The organism is Mediterranea sp. An20, assembly GCF_002160055.1.
Lineage (GTDB): Bacteria > Bacteroidota > Bacteroidia > Bacteroidales > Bacteroidaceae > Bacteroides > Bacteroides avicola.
Genome location: NZ_NFJV01000022.1, coordinates 18,902 through 40,967, shown reverse-complemented (window position 1 = coordinate 40,967; position 22,066 = coordinate 18,902). Strand labels below are relative to the sequence as shown.

At 53.9% G+C, this 22,066-nt stretch carries 21 protein-coding genes and 3 pseudogenes; 13 read left to right on the top strand and 11 right to left on the bottom strand.

Annotation, left to right across the window (positions count from 1 at the left end; genetic code table 11):
• The first annotated feature begins 53 nt into the window (after positions 1-53).
• Genes B5F34_RS12365 through B5F34_RS12355 form a run of 3 tightly spaced genes read left to right on the top strand, consistent with a single transcriptional unit; the run spans position 54 to position 2,215 of the window.
• Positions 54-500 carry a hypothetical protein gene (locus B5F34_RS12365; RefSeq protein WP_204245605.1) on the top strand — a complete coding sequence of 149 codons (447 nt, stop codon included), beginning with the start codon at positions 54-56 and terminating at the stop codon, positions 498-500.
• Positions 497-1,756 carry a relaxase gene (locus tag B5F34_RS12360; protein WP_087339460.1) on the top strand — a complete coding sequence of 420 codons (1,260 nt, stop codon included), beginning with the start codon at positions 497-499 and terminating at the stop codon, positions 1,754-1,756. The genes B5F34_RS12365 and B5F34_RS12360 overlap by 4 nt, the downstream gene beginning before the upstream one ends.
• Positions 1,757-1,780: 24 nt before the next feature.
• Positions 1,781-2,215, top strand: a complete 435-nt coding sequence (locus B5F34_RS12355) for a hypothetical protein (RefSeq protein ID WP_087339458.1) — start codon at positions 1,781-1,783, stop codon at positions 2,213-2,215.
• Here the strand turns inward: B5F34_RS12355 and B5F34_RS12350 are convergent.
• The 9 genes and pseudogenes from B5F34_RS12350 to B5F34_RS12310 all read right to left on the bottom strand — a co-directional run bounded on the left by B5F34_RS12350 (position 2,196) and on the right by B5F34_RS12310 (position 12,277).
• Positions 2,196-2,888, bottom strand: a complete 693-nt coding sequence (locus B5F34_RS12350; RefSeq protein ID WP_087339455.1) for a hypothetical protein — start codon at positions 2,886-2,888, stop codon at positions 2,196-2,198. The two genes, B5F34_RS12355 and B5F34_RS12350, sit on opposite strands and share 20 nt — an antisense overlap.
• Positions 2,889-3,081: 193 nt before the next feature.
• On the bottom strand, positions 3,082-4,716 hold the full coding sequence (locus B5F34_RS12345; RefSeq protein WP_087339452.1) for a fimbrillin family protein: 1,635 nt from the start codon (positions 4,714-4,716) through the stop codon (positions 3,082-3,084).
• A 22-nt stretch (positions 4,717-4,738) separates the two neighbouring features.
• Positions 4,739-6,319: a fimbrillin family protein gene (locus tag B5F34_RS12340; RefSeq protein ID WP_087339535.1), complete on the bottom strand. Its 1,581-nt coding sequence runs from the start codon at positions 6,317-6,319 to the stop codon at positions 4,739-4,741.
• 36 nt (positions 6,320-6,355) lie between these two features.
• Positions 6,356-7,249: pseudogene (locus tag B5F34_RS12335) on the bottom strand (fimbrillin family protein).
• A 234-nt stretch (positions 7,250-7,483) separates the two neighbouring features.
• Positions 7,484-8,356 (bottom strand): FimB/Mfa2 family fimbrial subunit, encoded by an 873-nt coding sequence (locus B5F34_RS12330; protein WP_087339449.1) that lies wholly within the window; start codon positions 8,354-8,356, stop codon positions 7,484-7,486.
• 15 nt (positions 8,357-8,371) lie between these two features.
• Positions 8,372-9,478: a DUF3575 domain-containing protein gene (locus B5F34_RS12325; RefSeq protein WP_087339446.1), complete on the bottom strand. Its 1,107-nt coding sequence runs from the start codon at positions 9,476-9,478 to the stop codon at positions 8,372-8,374.
• A 224-nt stretch (positions 9,479-9,702) separates the two neighbouring features.
• Complete coding sequence (locus tag B5F34_RS12320; RefSeq protein WP_087339533.1) at positions 9,703-10,755, bottom strand: helix-turn-helix domain-containing protein; 1,053 nt, start codon at positions 10,753-10,755, stop codon at positions 9,703-9,705.
• A 279-nt stretch (positions 10,756-11,034) separates the two neighbouring features.
• The gene (locus B5F34_RS12315; RefSeq protein WP_087339530.1) at positions 11,035-11,973 is read right to left on the bottom strand and encodes an ORF6N domain-containing protein; all 939 of its coding nucleotides are present in this window, start codon (positions 11,971-11,973) and stop codon (positions 11,035-11,037) included.
• A gap of 10 nt (positions 11,974-11,983) precedes the next feature.
• Positions 11,984-12,277, bottom strand: coding sequence for a helix-turn-helix transcriptional regulator (locus tag B5F34_RS12310; protein ID WP_087339443.1), 294 nt, complete (start codon positions 12,275-12,277; stop codon positions 11,984-11,986).
• A 279-nt stretch (positions 12,278-12,556) separates the two neighbouring features.
• On the opposite strand from B5F34_RS12310, the pseudogene traK reads away from it, so the two are divergent.
• The 10 genes and pseudogenes from traK to B5F34_RS12260 form a co-directional block, all read left to right on the top strand.
• Positions 12,557-12,955, top strand: a pseudogene (gene traK, locus B5F34_RS12305) (conjugative transposon protein TraK); the annotation flags it as partial.
• Between the two features lie 13 nt (positions 12,956-12,968).
• Positions 12,969-13,325 carry a hypothetical protein gene (locus B5F34_RS12300; protein WP_072545037.1) on the top strand — a complete coding sequence of 119 codons (357 nt, stop codon included), beginning with the start codon at positions 12,969-12,971 and terminating at the stop codon, positions 13,323-13,325.
• Positions 13,326-13,327: 2 nt separating this feature from the next.
• Positions 13,328-14,473 (top strand): conjugative transposon protein TraM, encoded by a 1,146-nt coding sequence (traM, locus tag B5F34_RS12295; protein WP_087339440.1) that lies wholly within the window; start codon positions 13,328-13,330, stop codon positions 14,471-14,473.
• 11 nt (positions 14,474-14,484) lie between these two features.
• Entirely contained in the window at positions 14,485-15,273 is a 789-nt protein-coding gene (locus B5F34_RS12290) for a site-specific DNA-methyltransferase (RefSeq protein ID WP_072545033.1), read from the top strand.
• A 12-nt stretch (positions 15,274-15,285) separates the two neighbouring features.
• A pseudogene (gene traN / locus B5F34_RS12285) lies at positions 15,286-16,136 on the top strand (conjugative transposon protein TraN).
• Between the two features lie 43 nt (positions 16,137-16,179).
• Positions 16,180-16,719 carry a hypothetical protein gene (locus tag B5F34_RS12280; RefSeq protein WP_239448947.1) on the top strand — a complete coding sequence of 180 codons (540 nt, stop codon included), beginning with the start codon at positions 16,180-16,182 and terminating at the stop codon, positions 16,717-16,719.
• Between the two features lie 34 nt (positions 16,720-16,753).
• Positions 16,754-17,416: a DUF1566 domain-containing protein gene (locus B5F34_RS12275; RefSeq protein WP_013616544.1), complete on the top strand. Its 663-nt coding sequence runs from the start codon at positions 16,754-16,756 to the stop codon at positions 17,414-17,416.
• Positions 17,417-17,429: 13 nt separating this feature from the next.
• On the top strand, positions 17,430-18,161 hold the full coding sequence (locus B5F34_RS12270; RefSeq protein ID WP_087339437.1) for a DNA-directed RNA polymerase subunit alpha C-terminal domain-containing protein: 732 nt from the start codon (positions 17,430-17,432) through the stop codon (positions 18,159-18,161).
• Between the two features lie 15 nt (positions 18,162-18,176).
• On the top strand, positions 18,177-20,363 hold the full coding sequence (locus B5F34_RS12265; RefSeq protein ID WP_013616542.1) for a type IV secretory system conjugative DNA transfer family protein: 2,187 nt from the start codon (positions 18,177-18,179) through the stop codon (positions 20,361-20,363).
• On the top strand, positions 20,360-20,896 hold the full coding sequence (locus B5F34_RS12260) for a glycoside hydrolase (protein ID WP_087339434.1): 537 nt from the start codon (positions 20,360-20,362) through the stop codon (positions 20,894-20,896). The genes B5F34_RS12265 and B5F34_RS12260 overlap by 4 nt, the downstream gene beginning before the upstream one ends.
• A 59-nt stretch (positions 20,897-20,955) precedes the next feature.
• Here the strand turns inward: B5F34_RS12260 and B5F34_RS12255 are convergent, their stop codons facing one another.
• Complete coding sequence (locus B5F34_RS12255) at positions 20,956-21,555, bottom strand: GNAT family N-acetyltransferase (protein ID WP_087339431.1); 600 nt, start codon at positions 21,553-21,555, stop codon at positions 20,956-20,958.
• 2 nt (positions 21,556-21,557) lie between these two features.
• Positions 21,558-21,725, bottom strand: coding sequence for a hypothetical protein (locus tag B5F34_RS17755; RefSeq protein ID WP_013616539.1), 168 nt, complete (start codon positions 21,723-21,725; stop codon positions 21,558-21,560).
• Between the last annotated feature and the right edge of the window lie 341 nt (positions 21,726-22,066).

The window sequence follows — 22,066 nt, the reverse complement described above, 5'->3', positions numbered from 1 at the left end:
AGCTTCCCTCTTTTAGAAACCGTTTCACGACTTTTCAAAGACATCTGTTATATATGGAATACGAAGATACCTCCAATCAGGAGCAGGAGCAAAAGAAGCCCGTTATAAGGCGTGACAAGGTGGTTGTCACCAAGGTCACGGAACAAGAGCTTTCGCAAATCAAAAGCACCGCCGACCAGTGCGGCATGACACGCAGCGACTTCATCCGGGCAAGGGCACTCGGCTACAAGCCACGGCAAAGGCTTTCCGACAGGGAACTGGACGGTTTGCGTCAGCTTGCAGCCTGCCGCACGGACATGGTGAACTTCGCCAACGCCCTGCACGGACTGAGCGACAACGAGAAAATACGCCTGTTCCGGCACGAAGAGACCATGCTCGAATGGTACGAGAAAGTGGCCCATGTTACAAACCGTGTCGCCGACTTCTTGCAGTCCGCGCAGACGGCGAACAGCTATCCGGCAGGAACAACAAACCAAGAAGCTAAGGAGGACGGCGCATGATAGCCAACGCAAAAGCGGTAGCCCACGGCATAAGGGCGATGCTCTATGTGTCGGGCGAATCGAGGAACAAGAAGCATCCCGAAAAGATAACGCGCATCTGCGACAACTTCATGCCGCAGGGCATGGACGCTACGGGTATCTGGACGGAAATGAAGTTCGCCACCATGAACCACCCCAACATCAAGAACAATGTCATCCGCATGGAGATAAGCCCGGCGATGGAGCATACCGAAAATTTCACAGTGGACGACTGGCGGCAACTGTGGAATGACTTTGCGGCGGCTTTCGACAGCCAAGAGATACGTGGCAAGGACGGCAAGGTCGTTTCCCCACACACCAATGTATCGGGCAGCAAGTCCAGCGTCTGGCTGCACGAGGAATCCAAGAGCGGCATACCGCACCTACATGCCATCGTCTGCCGGGTGGACGAGGACGGGAACATCAACAACGACCACGCCATCCACCTGCGGGCACAACGGGCGGCTGAAAAGGTTGCCCGGCAAAGGGGCTGGGCTACGGCACAGCACATCCATGAAACCAACATTCCGAAAGTAAGTGCGGACTGCATGGAAGCCTTGCGCGAACTGGATGAATGGTCATGGGAGGGCTACCAAGAACGGCTCGCAGCCAAAGGCTTCGACTTGTATCTGCGCAAGGATAAGAAAGATGTCATTCGTGGTTATGTGCTTCTCAAAGGCAACACAAGGTTCAAGGCTTCGGAACTCGGAAAGGGGCGCAACCTGACCGCATCCCGTATCAGGCAGACATGGGAAAAACTGCATTCCGAACAGGCGAAGCAATCCCGTCCGACATCCAAACCGACCGCCACACCGACCCCGAAACCTACCGTACCCAATACCGCAAAACAGAAGTCACAGCCCGTTATACGGCAGAGCAATCCGGTTTACGAGGACTACACGGACTATAAGCCGAACCGCCTGCCCACGGAGTTTGAGCATGACGGCAAGACCTACAAACGCTATCTGCCCGACAAGGTGATTGACTTCTTCAACAACGAGTTCGATTATCAAGAACTTGCCAACTGGCAGGACTTGCAGAACTTGGCGATGGCTTACTTCACTCTTATAGCGTCACCCTACGAGGTGACATCCGGCGGCGGTGGAGGCGGCTCGCAGTCCGACCTCAAATGGGGACGCGACCCGGAGGAAGACGAGATGGAATTTGCCCGCCGTTGTGCGCGTGAGGCTTCGCACAGGCTCGGCATACAGAAGAAATCAGGAATGAAACGCAAATGACAAACCCAATAAACAGCAACGGATATGAAACAACCCGATACTGCCGCCTTGCGTGAGCGGCTTGCCAATTATACGCCTGAAGAGGAAACAGACCGCCGGATAGCAGAACTGCGCGACTTGCTGAAAGAAATCAGTGCCGTCAAGGACAGCATGGCGGACATCATTACAGGCTTTACCCATGCCGTGGCGGATTTGCAGAAGAAGGACATCGGCGCACGGGTGCATCCCGACACCCTGAAAGCCCTGAATGAGATTTGTACAAATTTTGTCGTGGAAGTTGGAAAACAGCTCATGGCTCACCGTGACAGGCAACTCGAACTGCAAAAGAAACATGAAGAACGGATTGCCCGTATGCTGAAAAGAAACAAAGGCGTGTGGGTGTCAGATGGGTGGATGAAAATCCTGATAGTATGCATCCTTCTATATACTGGCATTTCCTTTATTCATAGCTTTTTGTAAAACTTGCATCTGTCCTTGCACCCAAATGGGGTCGTACTGCCGATGAACGACAATTAAGATAACTTGATTCAATTTTTACCAGTAGAGATATTCCGGTTTGTTTCTCCATATACCTTTGAAAAAAACGAAAGGTTGTGGTCGTAACAGTCGGTTTCGCTTCTTCCTTTTTTCCGAACAGTCCTAAGAAACCTGTCCGTTTTCTTTTTGGGGGCTCTTCCTGCGAACTCTTGCGGGCTATTACTGGAACCCGTCGGGCTATTTTGTCTTTTATTTCTTCCTGTTCGTTGAGTACCAGCATGATTTTATTCAGCAGATTTTCCTTTTCAGCCAGCAGCCGGCAGACGCTGTCTATACGTTCGCTGCGATAGCTGGACTTGAACAGGCTGAGCAGACTGTCCACCTCCAGACGCTTCTTATGGTATATATTCATATCTTCCTCATTCCAATCCAGCACGGTCTCACCAATAAGGGATAAATCCACCATTTTAACATATACCTCGTGTATGTCCTTGCGTAAACATCTTATCTTTTGGCTTGTAATCTCTAATTCCTGTCGTCTGTGCTGTTCGTTGAGCCAAATATAGACGATGCCGAAAATGACGAATAGTATCAGCACATATCCTGCCGCTATCTTGGTGCGCAGGTGTCTGGTTGCTATTGTTTTCTGTTTCATGCGGGTTACCTCATTTTTTATATTATTCTTTTCTCCTTATTAAAATGCAGCCCACTGACCTTACGGTAGCGGGCTGCGGTGTCTGTATGATGTTACCGGGCACAATACTCCCGCCCGGAATGGGAGTTCTTTTCTTTTTGGGTTATACTTCAGTTATCTTCCGTTTCGGGCGGAACTTTTCCCGCCCGACGGTTCACTGTTTCTTCAAGGTAGGCAATGCTCCGGTGAGTTCGTAACGCCACTCTGAGCCTGCGTTCTGCAGGGCGGCGTTCATGGCATCAACAGCCGTCTGCCAGGTGACGTTCGTGCCGTCCACTTTCGTGGCTCCGCCGTTGTCATTGTCGGGGAGGCCGCTCCAGTAGCAGGCGGTCACGATGCCGTAGTTGTATCCCACCACGCCGCCTACATTGAGGCTGCCGGAGACGCTGCCCGAGGAGGTGCAGCCGGTCACGGTGCCGTAGTAGTTGCGTCCCGCCACACCGCCGACATCGCTGTATCCAGAGACATCGCTCGTGGCGTAGCAGGCGGTCACGGTACCGCCGTTCCATCCCACCACGCCGCCGACAGAGGAGTCACCGGAGACACTGCCCGAGACGGTGCAGCCGGTCATGGTGCCGCCGTTGTATCCCACCACGCCGCCGACACGGGAGGAGCCGGAGATGCTGCCCGAGGCGGTGCAGGCGGTTACGGTGCCCTTGTCGTTGGCTCCCACCACGCCGCCGACATACCAGTAGCCAGTCACGCTCACATCTGTTAGCGTCACGTTCTGCACCTTGCCGCCGGAGCCGAGGTAGCCAATCAGCCCTACATAGTTTGTCCCTTCTTGGTTGACGGTCAGCCCCGTGATGGTCTTATCTTTACCGTCGAAGGTGCCGGTGTATGGTTGGCTTTCAGTGCCTATCGGCGTCCACTCTCCCGTCAGGGTGAGGTCTGTGTCAAGGGTGATGTTGATGTCGGTCTTGCCCTCTTCGTTCACCAGCTTGGCTACATTTTTCAGCCCATCGGCGGTGGTGACGGTGTAGCTGCCGTCGCCCTCTATGGTGTATCCCGGGTCTTCTGCCGCGGCGAGGGAGACGGTGTAGGTATATTCCTCGCCCGCCTGCCAGTCGGTAGCCTCCTTCATCTTATAGACGAAGACCTTGCCGTTGGTGAATTTGCAGGTGATGAAGGCCGTGCCCGCCGCCACCGTCTGCGGGGCGACGAGGGCGGTGTAGGTGTCACCGCCCTTGTTATACGGGGTGATTTGGGCGGGGTTGCCGTTCTCGGTGGAGAGGCCTGTCAGCCGCACGAACATCCGCTCCTCGGTGTAGTCCGTCAGGATGACGGTGACCCGCGCCGTGCCGTGGGTGAAGCGGAGTGTGGGGTTGCCGTAGCTCACCGTCTGTTCCTCGGCTACGATGAGGTCGCTGCCCTCGAAGTCTTTCCGGGCACTTTGGTCGGCAGCTACCTTCACGGCAGGCGGGGTTGTCTCGCCCTCGGTGTAGGGCCACCAGGCGGTGACGAGGCGGTCGGTGTGGTTGGTCCAGTAGTGCGGGTCATCGGAGGTCAGCATGGCGCCGGTGCGGTCGGCGGTGGTGGGCGTCACGTCGTATGCCTTCACCGTGCCGTCAATCATAACTGCCACGCTCTGCACGCCCTCCCAGTCGCCGTCCACCGGGGCACGGGTACCGGCGGTGGCTGTCGCCGCGGGGTTCAGTCCCGTGGCGGTGAAGACGATGGGTGTGCCTTCCGCCCCTTCCGGCAGGAAGCCCGCTTCGTCCTGCGTGCAGGCGGCAAGGCCGAGCAGCAGGGCGAGGGCTGCGGATATATGGATGGTTGTTCGTTTCATGATGCGTGTTGTTTAGGGGTTGTTATTGTTTCTTTTGCAGTACGGGCAGACCGTCGGTACCGAGTGCCCATTGGTAGTCGTTGCCGGTGAGGGCGGCGTTCATGCCATAGACGGCTGGCTGCCAGGAGTCGCCGGAGTCTATTCGATGCGTATCATCGGTGCCATCGTTAATTGCTACTCCGGGATACCCATTCTGACCATAATAGCAGGCGGTGATGGTGCTATAGTTGAGAGCAGCGATTCCGCCATTACCAATGCCTGACGTTAAATTTCCATCGAACCAACAGCCAATAATGCTACCGAAGTTGGAAGACGCAATGCCGCCGACATATCCTCCTGTTGCAGAAATATCTCCCGTTACGGAGCAGGCGGTGAGGGTGCCGAAGTTGCTCCACGCTATGCCACCGGCCACACCGTTTTGCCGCACATCGTAGTCCACATCCACCAGTTGCAGGTTCTTCACCTCGCCGTTGCCGCCGATACCGCCGAACAACGCAGCACTCTCACCCTGCGGATTGTCCGTAGTGATGGCCAGCCCCGTGATGCGGTGTCCCTGTCCGTCGAAGGTGCCTTGGTAACCGGATTCAGAAGTGGTGCCTTTACCTATCGGTGTCCACTTCTTGCCCGTCAGGTCGATGTCGGCAGTCAGGGTGCAGTTGAAGCTGAGATCACTCTTTGCGGCTTCCGCCCATGCCAGCAGGCCGTCTGCGTTATAGACCGTGTAGGTCTTGGTGGTGGTGTCGTAGTTGTAGCCCAAATCCTCGGCTGCGCCGCTCTCGCCGCCGCCGTCGTCCCATTTGCCGATTTCACAGCCTGCCAGCGTCAGCCCCGTGGCATTGACGTTGACGGTATATTTATAGCGGTTGCCCGCCTCCAGCACGACGTCGTTCTGCGGGCGGAAGTAGAAGTTGCCGCCGCCAAGTTCCACGCGGATGAACGGCTCGCCTTTCGCAACGGTCTGCGGGGCGGTCAGTGCCTCGTAGCTGTTGCCGCTTGCGTGGTAGGTCTGGATGGCGGTCGGGTTGCCGTTATCGGCGGACAGGCTCACGAGGCTCACCGTGGCACCGTCCACGCTCGTGAATCCCGTACCGGGTTTCAGTTCGATTGCCACGCGTGCCGTGCGGTGGGTAAATTCAAGAGTCGGGTCGTCAAATTTTACCGTCTGGTTTTCAGCAGAGATAAAGTCGCTGTTCTGGAAGTCTGCCAACTTGCTTTGGTCGGCCTTTACTACCACATCGGGCATCGTGGTGCCGTATGGCCACCATGCCGAAACGGTGATGTCCTCGCGGCTTGTCCACCAGAAGGGGTCGGTGTCGCTGCTCAGGATGGCTGTCTTGTAGCCGTCGGTATCGGATGCCGTCACATCGTATTCCTTCACCGTGCCGCCCACGCTGAGGGCTACGGTCTGTACACCCTGCCAGTCGCCATCCACAGTGGCGCGGGTGGAGGCAGGGGTTGCCACGGCTTGCAGGCCGGTGGCGCGGATTACCAATGGATACTCGCCCTCGGGCAACGTGCTGCCGCCGAGGTCGTCCTGCGTGCAGGCAGTCGCCGCGAGAAGCAGCACCGCCGCTGCCGGTATCAGGTATAATGCATGTCTGATGTTCATATTCCTTATCGTTTATCGGTTCGTATCTGACTACAGGTCAGCACCCACTTCTCCGAGGTCTATTTCGTTCCACGCCGCAATCGTGGCTTGGCTGACTTCAATGCCTCTATTGCGTACCTTGACGGTATAGGTATAGTTGTTGCCTGCCTTCAGTGCGCCTTCGGGCACGGTGAGCGTGGCACGATAATTCTGACTTCTGTAATTCACAGTCAACGGCAGGGATGCAGCTGCCTGCGGGAAGAGGATGACCGATGACGTGAGGTTGCCGTCTGCCAGCTCCATGGTCAGTTCTCTGGTCTGTGCCCCGTCGTCTGCGGTGGCAATACCGTCGGCTGTATTGAACGTACCGGTGAGTATCAATCCGTCCAGCGTGTAACGTTCAGGCTTGATCATACTGAAATCCACGCCGTCGCCCGCCTCGATGGTAAGGGTTATCTGGCTCATGCGGTGGTGGAAGGAGTTGTCTGCACCGCCATCCTTCGTTTTGTCGGTGAAGCTCACTACCGGGCTGTTTTTGTCTCCCGTGGCTCCTGAAGCAAAGAGGAAGTCGATGGCAGGCTGGTTCTGCTACGCCGTGGCATCGGTCGTGGCTGCGAGGGTGCCTCCCGCTGCGTTGTACGGATAGTAGGCGCGGAAAGTATGGGTCTTTACATCTTCGATATAGATGACCTTTTCTTCTGCCTCAAATTTCCCGTTCTTCAGGATGAAAGGCACGTTGCCGTACCGGGTATCGTTGCCGATGTCGGTGACGCCGATGCGGTCTCCGCCAGTCCAGGCGGTACCGCTGGCGCGGGTGGCTACGGCATCTGAGATTTCGGCGTTAATCACTGCGGCCACGGGGCCGTCGTTCAGGTTCTCGTTGTCGTTGGTGCAGGCGGCAAGCGCGAGTGCCAGTGCCGCAAAGGTGAATAATCTTGTCTTCATCGTCATATTAATTTAGTTTATCGTTTATTCTTCATTCTATCATTCTTAATTATCGTGAGTTCGACGAATTCCACTTTATGTGCGCAGCCCTGTTATTGCCAAACTGTAGAGACGCATTCTTGCGTCTCAGCCAGCTGCCAAGTCTTCGCGACAGGCGATTTTATTCGGCAATCTTGCTTGCCGAGACGCAAGAATGCGTCTCTACAAGTTTTCTTCGAACTCACGATAATTAAACTACATTTCGGCATCCACTCCGCCGCCGTCCACTGTTTCCCAGTCTGTGATTTCACCGGTGAAGCCCGCCTCGCCCGGGGTCTCGGCTATTGTGCCGCCGAGGGTCAAAGGCGCGGTCTTGCCGTCGTTGAAGCCGTTGAGAGCAGACGTGAGGTCGCTATTGAGAGATGTAGGCTGCGGGTTGCCGTCAGTGTAGGTCAGCGTGGCGGTGAGCCGCTGCGCGTCGCCCGCAATGCCGAGCAACCGGACGGTTGCCATCCACTTGCCCGCATCGTCGCCCTCAGTTATCTTCGTAAAATGCAGTTCCACCTCCGAGGGCGTACCGTGGGTACCCGTGGCGAAGTCCAGCGTCCCTGCCGCTCCGCTCAGCGTGCCCCCGATGCTCTCTATCCTGTCTGCAGCGTCGCCCGCAGGTTCAATCATGAGGGTAAGCTCACGCACCTGCTGCTGCATGACGGCGGTCAGCGAGTAGTCGGTGTCGGCTTCTATCTCTACCTCCTGCACGGAAGTGAAGAGCCAGCCGGGAGTATTCACGATGCAGCCGCCGTCCGCTGCGGCCACAGCAGCCGTCATGCCGCTTACCGTGATGCCGTCGGCAGGGTTATACACCGCAAGGGTATAACTGCCCGGATTGAAAAGATAGTCCGGCGAGTGGGTCGCACCGGTCTCCGTGCCTGTATAGCCGCCCATCGTCACTGTCCACTCCGCAGGGATGTCCACGCCCTCGCCGCGGTCGCTCCAGTCGGCGGTGACGGTGACCTTCCCTGTGTCGGGATGTGGCGTGTCATGCAGTTCGTCCTTGACGCAGCCGCCCAGCGTGAGCAGCAGCGCAAGGGAAAGAATCGTTGTCGTATATCTTGTTGTTGTCTTCATATTTTCCTCCTTTCGCTAAAACAGCTTCCACACTAAGGTAACACCCGCATTGACCGGGCCCCACCAGTTCTTCGTCTCCTTGCCGGCACGCACACGCACGCCGTCAATGACCTCATATTTCTCATAGTCCGCGTGCAGGCAGCCCACGGCTACATTGAAGTCCAGCGACAGGGCATCGCTGAGCCGTAGCTGGTAGCCGCCGGTGATGCCGCCGCCCATCAGGTCGCCCTGCCTACCGGTGCCGGAGAGCTTGTAGTTGAACTGCCCGGCCTTGAACATTGCGCCCAGATAGCCGCGCTTCTCCTTGCCCATATAGTAACGTACTTCCGGAGCCACCTCCCACAAGGCATAGCGGCGGTTATTGTCCTGCCATGTCCATGAAGTCCACGAGCCGTTCACGGCGATGCCCCATGACGGACTGATACGCCACTCCAGACCCAGGTCGGGGGTGAGTGTCGCCCAACGCAGCAGATTCGCCCGCAGGGCAAAATGGTAATGAGTGGATGATTGGGATTCCAACGGAGTGGCAGTTATTTCTTGTGGCTGTTCAGTTTGTTTTGCCACCTGTTCTTTGGTAAGTCTGTCCGCTTCCGCTTTCTCGGCAGCGCGGCGTGCTTCTTCAGCCTTGCGCCGTTCTTCAGCAGCTTTGCGTTCCTGTTCGGCTCGTTCGGCGGCAAGGCGTTCTTCCTCTGCCTTGCTTTCAACGATGGATGCTTCCGGTGCAGGTACTGTCAGACGAACGATGACGAAATCACCGTCGGAAGCATGGTTCCTGGTGATGAAACATTCCTCTTTGATCCCGCCGCGCACAATGAGTTCCGATTTCACCCGGTTGGAACGGATGGCGGCCATCCGCAGGTTTTCCTTTTCGCTGTCAAGGGAATTGCTGTAGCCGTCCACGTAGAGCGGAAGACTGCCGCCGAGTATGATGTCCTTGTTCCGATGCACGCATTCCAGCAGCCGGGCAAGCTCCCGGTCGTTGCCGTCAAGAGGCACATAGAACATATCCTTCTGTGGCACGAAACGGAAGGTGTAGGTGGTGTCCGCTTTCTCTTGCGCAAAGACAGGAATTACTGCCGCCAGCCACAGGAATAGGGTAAAAAAATAGAATTTTTTGCTCATATAAACTTGATTTATTATCAGTTGCCATCCACAAAATTATGGAAAAACACCTGTCGCGCAAAATGCTTCGCCGATTATTTTCGTCTAACAATCAGTATTTTACTGAATTTGTTGTATGAGCACTTGCAAATTGTTATATGAGCACTTATTTTTGTTGATTGAGCACTTTTGCTGATTGAGCACTTTTTGCTGATTGAGCACAAATCTGCAACTCGTGTATCCGGCTATGGTTTTCTCCATTTGGCGGGTGTGCATCCTTCCTTTTCAGTGAACGACTTGATAAAATAACTGCGGGACAAAAAGCCTGACGACTCCGCGATTTTTTGTATGCTCATTTCCGGATGCTCCTTCAGCATGGTCTTCGCGTATTCCAACCGAAGGCCGGTTATCCATTCGCAGAATGTCGCATGATATTTGTCCTTTATGTAAGCATTCAGATAAGTCCTGTTGGTGCCGAGCGTTTTCGCCATGTCCTGTATGGTGAATCCGGATTGCGTATAGCTCTTGTTTTCCAGCCAAGGCGTCAGGCTGCTTTCTATGCCGTCGAAATATTTGGGTGATTCCTTTTCCGTTTCTGTCTTTTTCTTCTCATCATCCGCCGCGTTCTCTATCTCCAGCGTACGCTCCACCTGCTCATAGAATATCATGTAGTTCTGGTAGGAATAAAACAGATAGCCGTAGAACGGGATGGATGACAGAATCCAGATATAAACGTATTTGTCAGGCAGGAATGTGAGCAGTCCGCATCCCACACCGAATATGACAGCCCACCATGTGAAAATGGAAAGCCACTTGATATACGCGCCAATGTCATCCGAATACGTTTCGTTGAAAATCCTGATGGCACGTTTATATGCCAGAATAAGCCTGCGGGCCAGGACGAATCCATAAGTGACCAGCCACGCAGCCAGAGCAAATAGCGCAATTGTCTGCAAAATCCCTTCGGGCAACAACATCAGCACGATGCAGGAAAGTATGGAAAAAATGACCCAAAGGCTGATATGCGTCCGCAACCGGCGCTTTGTGATGTAAAAGCGGTCCAGCAATGTCGTGAGTGCCGAACTGAAAAGCCAGTAACACAGGAAGTAGGTCGAAAGGTTCATCAGAATGGCCGCATTGGCGTTCTTGAACCGGATTCCGAAAAAGAAATGCACCGAATAATTGGCGGCAAGCAGCAGCAACGCTATCCCTATGATCCGACGGGAGCGCAGATAATTTCCGAAAATGACTTTTTCCGGTATTTTGGCCAACAAAAAATAAAAGCCGAAGAACAGCATCAACGGCAACGCAATGAAAAGCGAAAATTCGTATATTGTATAATCCATTATTACCTTGTTTTTTGTTAATATCTCAGGCTTGCAGAAAGATTATCGGTTACTTTCCCACTTGCCGGGTACAAAATTACAAGGTTTTTCCGTTATTCTGAATATTGAGGAATATGTATTTCAAAAAAGAATTCAAAAATAATAATTAATATGGCTAATAGTCAATAAAATAGGGTCGGCAAAACCTGCCCCATGATGAGAATAACGCATCAAAAACAATTCGTGCATTGGCTAATCCTTGATTCTATTGATGATTTCTGAGGCCGGAATGTCACGCATAAGCGTGAACCCGAACCACTTTTTGCCTAAATCCTTAATCGATGCCCCGATGTGGTACACTTCGTCGTCTATAAGCAGAAAACGGTCATGCGCTTTGTTGAACCGCTCTATCCTGACTGGCAGATATTGAGCGTTGTGACGGTCAACATCCAGTTGGAACCGGTCGCTTACACGTTGTGTGTAGATAGTGGCAGTCACTCCTTTTTCCCTTTTGTCGAGCAGGGTCAGTACCGTATCATCCACATAGTTATCAATCAGCGCAATGGTGCGTTTTGCCTTTCGTATCAAGTCAGATACAAAACGGTAAGCGTCAAACACCTGCCCGTCGTAGAATATACCCTGCATGGGAGGGATATTGGCTTCCAGTCGTTTGAACACCTCGTCGATGCGCTTGTCCGTCACCTCCTGATGCTGCTTCATTTCAAGCTGATGATATTCTATCGTTTCAAGCCGTTGGAACAGTTGGGCATTGGTAACTATAAAACGGCGCATGGACACAAAGGCTCTCATGATGCGGATGTTCACTTCCTCCGCTGTCTGTGATTTCAAGACGGAACTAAGCATGGCGATACCTTGTTCGGTGAAAGCATAAGGCAACCTTCTGTCGCCACCCCAACTTGAAGTCACATTTTGTGATTTCAAGATTTCAACATCTTCTTTGTCCAGTTGAAACATGAAGTCGTCAGGAAACCGCTCGATATTACGTTTTACTGCCTGATTCAATGCTCTGGTTTCCACACCATACAACAAAGCCAAATCCCTGTCAATAATAACTTGCTGACCTCTGATTACTCGAATCATCGGCTGTATATCGGCAGCCATAGGTAACTGGTCGCAATTTGCGACCGGTTCATTAGCCTTGTCCTCTATCTTTTCCCTGTCTTTAGCCATACCTCTTTTACTACTTAATTTCATTCAGGTTTTTGATAATCTCAAAGCCCAATGCATTTTCAATCTTGCAGATGGTTTCCAACGACATATTCTTTTTCCCTTTCAACACCTTGGATATGTACTGCTGGGTGCAGCCCATCTTTCCGGCAAGCATTTTCTGTGTCAAGCCAAGTTCCGACATCCGTTTGGACATGGCAGCGGCAATCCATTGAGAATACTGCGCCCAATCCTTTATATCCTGTTCCATCCCTTGCACTTCCGGCACCGAAGCAACGGAAAGCGTTTTATCTGCCGTTGTGTCCATTGAAATACATCCTTTTCCTGTCTTGATTGCAAAGGTACAATAATTATCCAGAACCGAACAACCATAGGGTTGTGTTTTTACAGAATAGTTAAATGCTGCATTGCACCTGAATCAAAGATTCAGGAAGTCGATGCATTAGACACCCCCTCTTTAGCATCCATCAGGCAAGTCTGGCAAACATTCCTTTGAGTTCTCATAAATCACCTATGTTGTTTCTGTCTTGTTACTTCAAGAAATAGTAATAAGTGCTATTTGCTGTAATACAGTTGATTATATCATTATATAAAGAAAGTCCACCATTACTTTTTCACCCTTGCTCCGGATGACAAGTACATCCGTTACACGATGGAGAAGGCCATGTATCTGGTGGACGAGACCGGACTGGCACAATATAATACGCTCAAAGAGAAAGGTTTCTACAGCAACATTCTCGGAACGAGCGCGGTGTTCTCCATCTTCTGCGACAGCATCCGATTCGATGCAGCCAAAATGGAGTTCACCTACTACGGACGGCAGCGCATCGAACGCCGGAGCAACATCCTGATGCGCGAACTGGTCACAGCCGGACAGCTCAAACGGGTGCCGCGCACGGAGAACAACCCGCACGGGCTGCTCATCGTGAACTGGCGCACGCTGCTGAACAAGGACATCGAGCAGAAGACAAAGAACAACTATTAAAGGAGGAACGACCATGAACATCAAAGGATTCAGACGCATGCTGCTCGGCGAGAAGATGCCGGACAGGAACGACCCGAAATACAAGGAACGCTACGAGCGGGAGGTGAATGCCGGGCGCAGGTTCGCCAAGGCGACCCGGATAGACAAGGCGGCCGCCAAGGTGCAGGGCTTTGCCAACGTGCACCGCACCCTGTTCCTTGTCATCGTATTTGCCTTCGTCGCCGCAGGGCTGGCATGGAACATCTACCGGCTGACCGTCGTGTACCACCGTCAACCCGTAAAGCGGACAGCCACCGAGATGCAGGACAGCATCCTGCGGGAAAGGCACCGGTCCTCCGAGCTGTATGTACAACCACCAAAAGAACAATGACGATGAGCATATTGGAGAAAATCAATTTCAGGCAACCGAAGTACATGCTTCCGGCCATCCTCTACCTGCCGCTGCTCGGCGCGTCGTACTTCATCTTCGACCTGTTCCGCACCGAAAAGGCCGAAGTGCAGGACACCACGCTGCAGACCACCGAGTTCCTGAACCCGGAACTTCCGGAAGCCACCCTTAAGAACGGGGACGGCATAGGCAGCAAGTACGAGAACATGACAAAATCATGGGGCCGGATACAGGACTATACCGCCGTGGACAACATTGAAAGGGACGAACCCGATGAAAACAAGGAAGAATATGAATCGAAATACACCGATGACGACATCGCCCTGCTCGGTGAAGTCGAACAGGAAAAGAGTATGGCGGCGGAAGCTGCCGACGCCAAGAAACGGGAAGAAGAAGCCCTCGCGGAACTGGAGAAAGCCCTTGCCGAAGCCAGGCTGCGCGGACAGCAGGAAGTGACCCCGCCTGCAAAAGAGGACACGGCCCAAACAGAGGTACCACCAGTGGAACCGCAGGCAGAGGGCCGCATCGACGAGGACAGCCGTGCCGTGAAAACTCCCGGTGAGAATGACAAGACCAGCGAGGTGGTGAAGAAAGCCAAGGCATCCTCGGACTACTTCCACACGCTCGACCGCAGCAGCGATGAGCCGAAGCTCATCCAGGCCATCATCGACGAGGACATCAAGGCCGTGGACGGCTCGCGTGTGCGGCTGCGCCTGCTGGACGATGTGGAGATAGACGGAAGCACCCTCCGAAAGGGCACCTACCTGTATGCCACGGTCAGCGGCTTTTCCTCCGAAAGGGTGAAAGGAAGCATCAGCAGCATCCTCGTGGGTGACAAGCTGGTCAAGGTCAGCCTCTCGCTGTACGACACCGACGGGCTGGAAGGACTGTATGTGCCGGAAAGCCAGTTCCGGGAGACGAGCAAGGACGTGGCCAGCAGCGCCATGTCGGGCAACCTGAGCATGAACACCGGCGGCTATGGCAACAACCTCGCCCAATGGGGAATGCAGGCCGTGCAGAACGCCTACCAGAAAACGAGCAACGCCATCAGCAAGGCCATCAAGAAGAACAAGGTCAAACTGAAGTACGGCACCTTCGTGTATTTAGTAAACGGAAACCAGAAACAATAGACAAGACGAAAATGGAGCAAGACAAGATATACCACATGGACTGCCTGGAAGGGATGAAGCAGATAGCCGACCGAAGCGTCGATGCCGTGATTGCGGATCTGCCTTACGGCGTGCTGAACCGGCAGAACGGGGCTGCCCGGTGGGACCAAAAAATCCCGCTTGCACCCTTATGGGAGCAGTACCTGAGAATCACCAAGCCGGACAGCCCCATCATCCTGTTCGCACAAGGCATGTTCACGGCGGAACTGGTATTGTCACAGCCCAAGCTGTGGAGATACAACCTCGTCTGGCACAAGGACAGGGTGAGCGGCCACCTGAACGCCAACCGGATGCCCATGCGCCAGCATGAGGACATCGTGGTGTTCTACCGGAAACTGCCGGTGTACCACCCACAGATGACCCCGTGCCCGCCCGAAAAACGGAACCATGACCGCCGCAAGACGGAAGGTTTCACCAACCGCTGCTACGGTGGCATGAAGCTCGCCCCAGTGCGCATAGCCGATGACAAATACCCGACATCGGTAGTATCCGTACCCAAGGAACACTGCAAGGGAGCCTTCTACCATCCCACACAGAAGCCAGTAGCCCTGATAGAATACCTGATACGGACCTACACAGACGAGGGCGACCTCGTGTTGGACAACTGCATCGGCTCCGGGACGACCGCCATCGCCGCCCTGCGGACAGGCCGGCACTACATCGGCTTCGAAATCGACAAGAGTTATTGCGAAATTGCCGAGCAGCGAATACGGGAGGAAGGCGAACAGAGGGAAAGAATGAACAACGGGAATAAACAATAAAAAAGCATAGACATGAACAGACATCGAATGACGGGCCTGTTTCTCCTTGCGGCCGGACTGTGCGCCGCATACGAGGCAAAAGCCCAGAAAACCTACGAGGAAATGGAGCTGCTCACCGTGAACGAGCAGGTGACGACCGTCATCACGGCATCGGAACCCGTCCGACTGGTGGACATCTCCACCGACAAGGTGGCGGGTGACCAGCCATTGGACAACATTATCCGCCTGAAGCCCAAGGAGGCCGGACACGAGGACGGCGAAGTGCTCGCCATCGTCACCATCGTGACGGAACGCTACCGCACGCAGTACGCGCTACTCTATACTACCCGGCTGAAGGAAGCCGTGACCGACAAGGAGATACTGCCTGCGGAACGGGAAGCCTACCACAATCCCACCGTCTCCATGTCCACAGCGGAGATGACCGGACTGGCCAGACGCATCTGGAACTCCCCGGCCAAGATACGGAACTGGCGAGCAAGGCACACCGCCTGACCATGCGGCTGAACAACATCTATGCGGCCGGCGACTACTTCTTCATCGACTTCTCGATAGAGAACAAGACCCATATCCGGTTTGACATCGATGAAATCCGTGTGAAGCTCGCTGACAAGAAGGTGTCGAAAGCAACCAATTCGCAGGTCATTGAGCTGACTCCGGCAATGGTGCTGGAACCGGGAAAATCATTCAAGCGGGGCTACCGCAATGTGATAGTCGTCAAGAAGATGACCTTCCCCAACGACAAGGTGCTGACCATCGAGATGACGGAGAAACAGATCAGCGGGCGCAACATCAGCCTGCACATCGACTACGAGGACGTGCTTGCCGCCGATTCGTTTGACCAATCGCTATTGGAGGAGGAATGATGTCAATGAAGAATTAAGAGTGACGAATTAAGAATTGGAAATGATGAGTGAAGCATTGAAAAATAAGGGAAGGACAAGAAACAGACAGCTTGCCTTGGCGGTGGCCGTGTTCACCTTGTCTGTAACAGCTTCGGCACAGCGGAACACCGGACGGCTCTCGCTCGGAGCCGGGCTGCTGTACCGGAACGGCATGGATCTGACCCTTGCCTACGAACATGAGACGAACTACAACAATGCCTGGGAGTTCTTCGCTAACGGCTACCTGCAATGGAAAGACTGTGAGACGTGCGGGCATATCTGCCCGGAATCGTTCTGGCGGAACTACCGCACCTACGGCTTCGGCGTGGCCTACAAGCCCTGCGTGGTACGCGGCAGGAACCACTACGGCAACCTGCGCATCGGGGCATCGGGCGGCAGTGACACGAAGAGATTCCTCGGCGGCATCCACCTCGGCTACGAACACAACTATGTGCTGCGGTCGGGATGGGTGTTCTTCTGGCAGGCGAAGGGCGACGTGATGATAAAGGGAGCCGACCTGCTGCGGGCAGGTGTCGTGCTCGGCGTGAAACTGCCGGTAAAATAACTGATGAAATGAGGGAAAATAAAAATATGAACAGATGACAATAAACAAGATACATATCATCATTGCGGTGGCGGCAGTCTTAACTCTGGCCGCCTGCGACGCACACATCGAGACTCCGGACATGACGGTACGGCCCGGACATGTCCTCTGCGACGACGGCACGGTCCTTTCCTACGAGTTGTACCAAACTTCCGGCAAGCGGGCCGTGGCCATCGTATTCGACACCGGCAAGCACGGCGACACAGAAGAGAACGGTCGTGCCGTCTATCTGTGGGACATCGCTCCCAAAGCCTTTGCGGACACTCTGGGCGTGGAGCAAGGAACATCCGCCGACACGGAAGCGTTCGACGGGAACACGAACACCTTTGCCCTATATGACACCCGGGAGACCGCCTCGCCGATGGCGGAAGCGGTATTCGACCTGTGGTGCTACGGACAGAGCGCATACATCCCCTCAGTGGCGGAGATGCGCCTGCTGTATGCGGCACGGGAGGTCGTCAATCCCGTACTGGAAAAATGCGGCGGAGACATCTTGCCCACAGACAGCACAGGCGACTGCTGGTACTGGACCTCGACGGAAGTAGAGGGGCAACAGACCGCCAAAGCGTGGCTCTACTCGATAGGCAGCGGAGCCATGCAGGAGACCCCGAAGACACAGGCACACCGGATAAGGCCCATCATTACCTTGAACAACTAAAAATAACAACAATATGGAAACATTGGATATTACTATGCTTATCGGACTGGTGCTGATGGTATCGGCACTGGTCATCCTTTACCGATGCGCACGGGGAAAATCCCGCCGCCAGCGGATGAACGAACTTGCGGATACACTTCTTTCTATCCACGACAGCCTTGAGCTTCAGGTCAGGAGATTGGAAACCCTGTCGGGTGAAATAGCCTCCGACAATGAAAAATGTTCCGCCCTGCAATACCGTGCAGGGCAACTGCAGGATACCGTCGATTCGCTGGAATACAGACGGGACGAGCTTGACCGGGAGAACCTGTCCCTGGCGAGAACCCACGACGAACTGATGCGGAGCAATGCCGACCTGACGGAGAAGGCAGCCCGCCTGCGGAATGCCATAGTGCAGGACGGACAGGCCGTCGTCGAGCTGGAGCAGCGCATCGACACCCTGAGAAGAATCAAGGAAGGCTTGGAGATTGCCGTGGAGAACAAACCGGCGGAAGAAATACCTTACCTCTCGCAGCCGCTATTCAGCTTGGGCATCCAGCCATCGGCGCAGAACCACCTCACCGCATACGGGTTAAGATATGTAGGCGACCTGGTGCGTCGTGACGAGCAGTACCTCATGGAAATATGGGGAATCGGCCCGGCAACCGTCGAGCGGATAAAGACCAAACTGGACGAGAACGGCGCATGTCTTGACATGGACGTTATCCGGGTGGATAACCGCTGGTATCGCAGAAAAACGGACTAAAAGACAGACAGGCTTATGGAAGAAAGCAAGGAGTTACAGGGATTTTACCGGATATTCCGCGCGGCGGTCTATGTGTCCGTGCTGCTGGAGTTTTTCGAGTATGCCTTCGACCCCTCCGTATTCGGGGACTGGGGCGGCATCCTCGCCGACCTGCACGGACGTATCAAGCGGTGGGCGATATACAGCGACGGGCATCTCGTGTACAGCAAGCTGGCGACCGTCCTGCTGATCTGCATCACCTGTATCGGCACGCGGAACAAGAAACATCTGGAGTTCAACGCCAAGCGTCAGGTCGTCCTGCCCCTGACGGCGGGCCTTGCGCTGCTCGTCCTCTCCGTATGGCTGTTCGGCCACCCGATGGGGATGCAGCTGTACACGCTGCCCGTACACATCATCCTCTATATGGCAGCCTCCCTTGCAGGCGTGATACTGGTTCATGTGGCACTTGACAATATCTCGAAATACATCAAGGACGGGCTGATGAAAGACCGCTTCAACTTCGAGAACGAGAGCTTCGAACAATGTGAGGAAAAAGTGGAGAACAACTACAGCGTGAACATTCCGATGCGCTATTACTACAAGGGCAAGTTCCGTAAGGGTTGGGTGAACATCAGCAACCCTTTCAGAGGTACATGGGTGGTCGGCACGCCGGGAAGCGGAAAGACCTTCTCCATCATCGAGCCGTTCATCAGGCAACATTCCGCCAAGGGCTTCGTGATGGTCGTGTATGACTATAAGTTCCCCACTTTGGCGACCAAGCTGTACTATCATTACAGGAAGAACCAGAAGCTGGGCAAGCTGCCACAAGGCTGCAAGTTCAACATCATCAACTTCGTGGATGTGGAATACAGCCGGAGGGTGAACCCCATCCAGTCGAAGTACATCAACAACCTTGCAGCGGCGAGCGAGACGGCGGAAACCCTGCTGGAATCCCTGCAGAAAGGCAAGAAAGAGGGAGGCGGCGGCAGCGACCAGTTCTTCCAGACTTCGGCGGTGAACTTCCTCGCCGCGTGTATCTACTTCTTCGTGAACTACGAGAAAGAGCCTTACGACAAGGACGGAAACAAGCTGTATGCGGAGAAGCGGCAGGACCCGGAGACGAAGTTCTGGAAGCCGACGGGCGTAGTGCGCGACCGCAAGGACGGGAACATTGTGGAACCCGCCTACTGGTTGGGCAAGTACAGCGACATGCCGCACATCCTGTCGTTCCTGAATGAGAGCTACCAGACCATCTTCGAAGTATTGGAGACCGACAACGAGGTGGCACCGCTGCTCGGTCCGTTCCAGACCGCCTTCAAGAACAAAGCGATGGAACAGTTGGAAGGTATGATTGGAACGTTGCGTGTCTATACCTCGCGCCTGGCGACCAAGGAATCGTACTGGATATTCCACAAGGACGGTGACGACTTCGACCTGAAAGTGAGCGACCCGAAGAATCCGAGCTACCTGCTCATCGCCAACGACCCGGAAATGGAGAGCATCATCGGCGCCCTGAACGCCCTTATCCTGAACCGCCTTGTAACCCGTGTGAACACCGGACAAGGCAAGAACATCCCCGTGAGCATCATCGTGGACGAGCTTCCGACCCTGTACTTCCACAAGATAGACCGCCTGATAGGAACGGCCCGAAGCAACAAGGTGAGCGTGGCATTGGGCTTTCAGGAACTGCCGCAGCTGGAAGCCGACTACGGCAAGGTGGGCATGGAGAAAATCATCACCACCGTAGGCAACGTGGTGAGCGGTTCTGCCCGAAGCAAGGAGACCCTGGAATGGCTGAGCAACGACATCTTCGGCAAGGTGGTACAGATAAAGAAGGGCGTAACCATAGACCGCGACAAGACCTCCATCAATCTCAACGAGAACATGGACAGCCTAGTGCCCGCCTCGAAAATCTCCGACATGGCAACCGGCTGGATCTGCGGCCAGACGGCGAGGGACTTCACCAAGACCAAGACCGGTGCAGGCGGCTCGATGAACATACAGGAAGCGGAGGAGTTCAAGACCACGAAATTCTTCTGCAAGACCGACTTCGACATGAGGGAGATAAAGAAAGAGGAAGCCGGGTATGTGCCCCTGCCGAAGTTCTACACCTTCCCGTCGAGGGAGGAACGGGAGCGCATCCTGTACAAGAACTTCGTGCAGGTAGGCCAGGACGTAAAGGAGATGATAAAGGACGTGTTGAACAAACGGGGGGCGAAATGAGACATGCAAGAACGACAACGGCCGTCGTGCTGCTCCTGTGCGCAGCGGCGGCCCTGTACGGGCAGGGAAAGCACGGAAGAGGAACACCATCCGCCGCTCTGTCCCTGTACCGGCTTCCTCCGCTGGAGAGGGCCATCCTATGCACGAAATACCATGAAGGCTGGCATGGCGAGAAGAAGCACTGGCCCTATGTGGGCTGGGGACACCATGTGCTCCCCGGCGAGCGGCTTACCAACAACATCACCCGGGCGCAGGGCGATTCCATCCTGCGGGCCGACCTGATGAAGCTGTGCCGCCTGTTCCGCCGGTTCGGGCGTGATTCGACCCTGCTTTCCTGCCTCGCCTACCAAGTGGGAGCCTACCGTCTGTTAGGCAGCAAAGACCTGCCCAAAAGCAGGCTCATACAAAAGCTGGAGGCTGGGAACAGGGACATTTACAAGGAGTACATTTCTTTCCGGTGTTACAAAGGCCGGGTAATTCCGAGCATAGAGAAAAGAAGGAAGGTGGAATATATGCTGCTTTTTGAGAAATAGGCGTGTCGCTGAAACCTTTTTCCAGTAAGGACATCGGAAACCATATCCGCCAAGGTGCTCTATTTCTTTTTCAAATCAAAATACAGCAAGCGGGTTTTCAGATGCTCGTCCTGCGGAATATCATAGTATTGCTTTTCTATTTCCTCTGTCTTGTACAGGGGGACAAAGCCATTTTTTTCATAATAGCGAAGCACCTTGTCCTCATTGTAGGCATCCACCACGATAAAGCGGCATCCGGTCTTGTTGTCCTCATGTCGGAACCAGTCCTTGATAAAAGACATCAACTGTCGACCGACATGGCTCGGTGAGTTTTGAAAATCACGATTAACCCCCAATCTGCCAATCAACACGGCCGGGTAGCTGCGTCCTCTCTTGGGATTGACGATGTTGCGTTGGAAGCGTTTTTTGTCATTGGAGGGCATCAGCTTGGTCTTGATACTGTCATTCGACAATGTGAACAACGCCACAATACGGTGCGGGGCTTCCGTCGTCACCCAACAATAAGTCTTCCCCAACAATTCTTCCGCATACAAATCGGCATCATTGATGAAAAAATCATCAAGGTCGTCCACGCCACAACTGAAAGGGAGACAATTATCACGCACCTCTTTATTGCAGGCAAGCATGACGCAATCATCATACAAGGAAATCTCGTCCATGCTTAATTGAAACGGAATGAACGGGATTTCTCTAATACTTTCTGTAACCGTTTCTTGGCTGTAGCCGACAAACGGGGCGTTGCCTTTACAGCATTCTTGTCAGCACTACGCACAAAATCCTCTGCCGTAGCACCTTCCAAAACCGGGATGTTCTTAATCGTTATGGCCATAATCGTATATTTTATGCAAAGGTACTACTTTATTATTATTCCACAAAAAAGTATGCTGACTTTAACCGTTTAAACGTTTGATTCAATACAAAATGCGCCATATCTGTTTAATTCATTACTATACAAAAGAATGTGAACATGAAGAATATGTTTGCCTATCCATCAATGGATGGACAGCATGATGGGATTACCATCTTTTTCTTCCTGTGGAGGTGCAAATATTCTGTTCCCTCTTTTCTTATCATACCCGCAGCCTCCATATCTTTGAACCGGAAGGAAATCGGGGGAAACAATATCCGTCCACATCCAGTTTGTTTCTATTTTCCAGAATCATGGGAAAA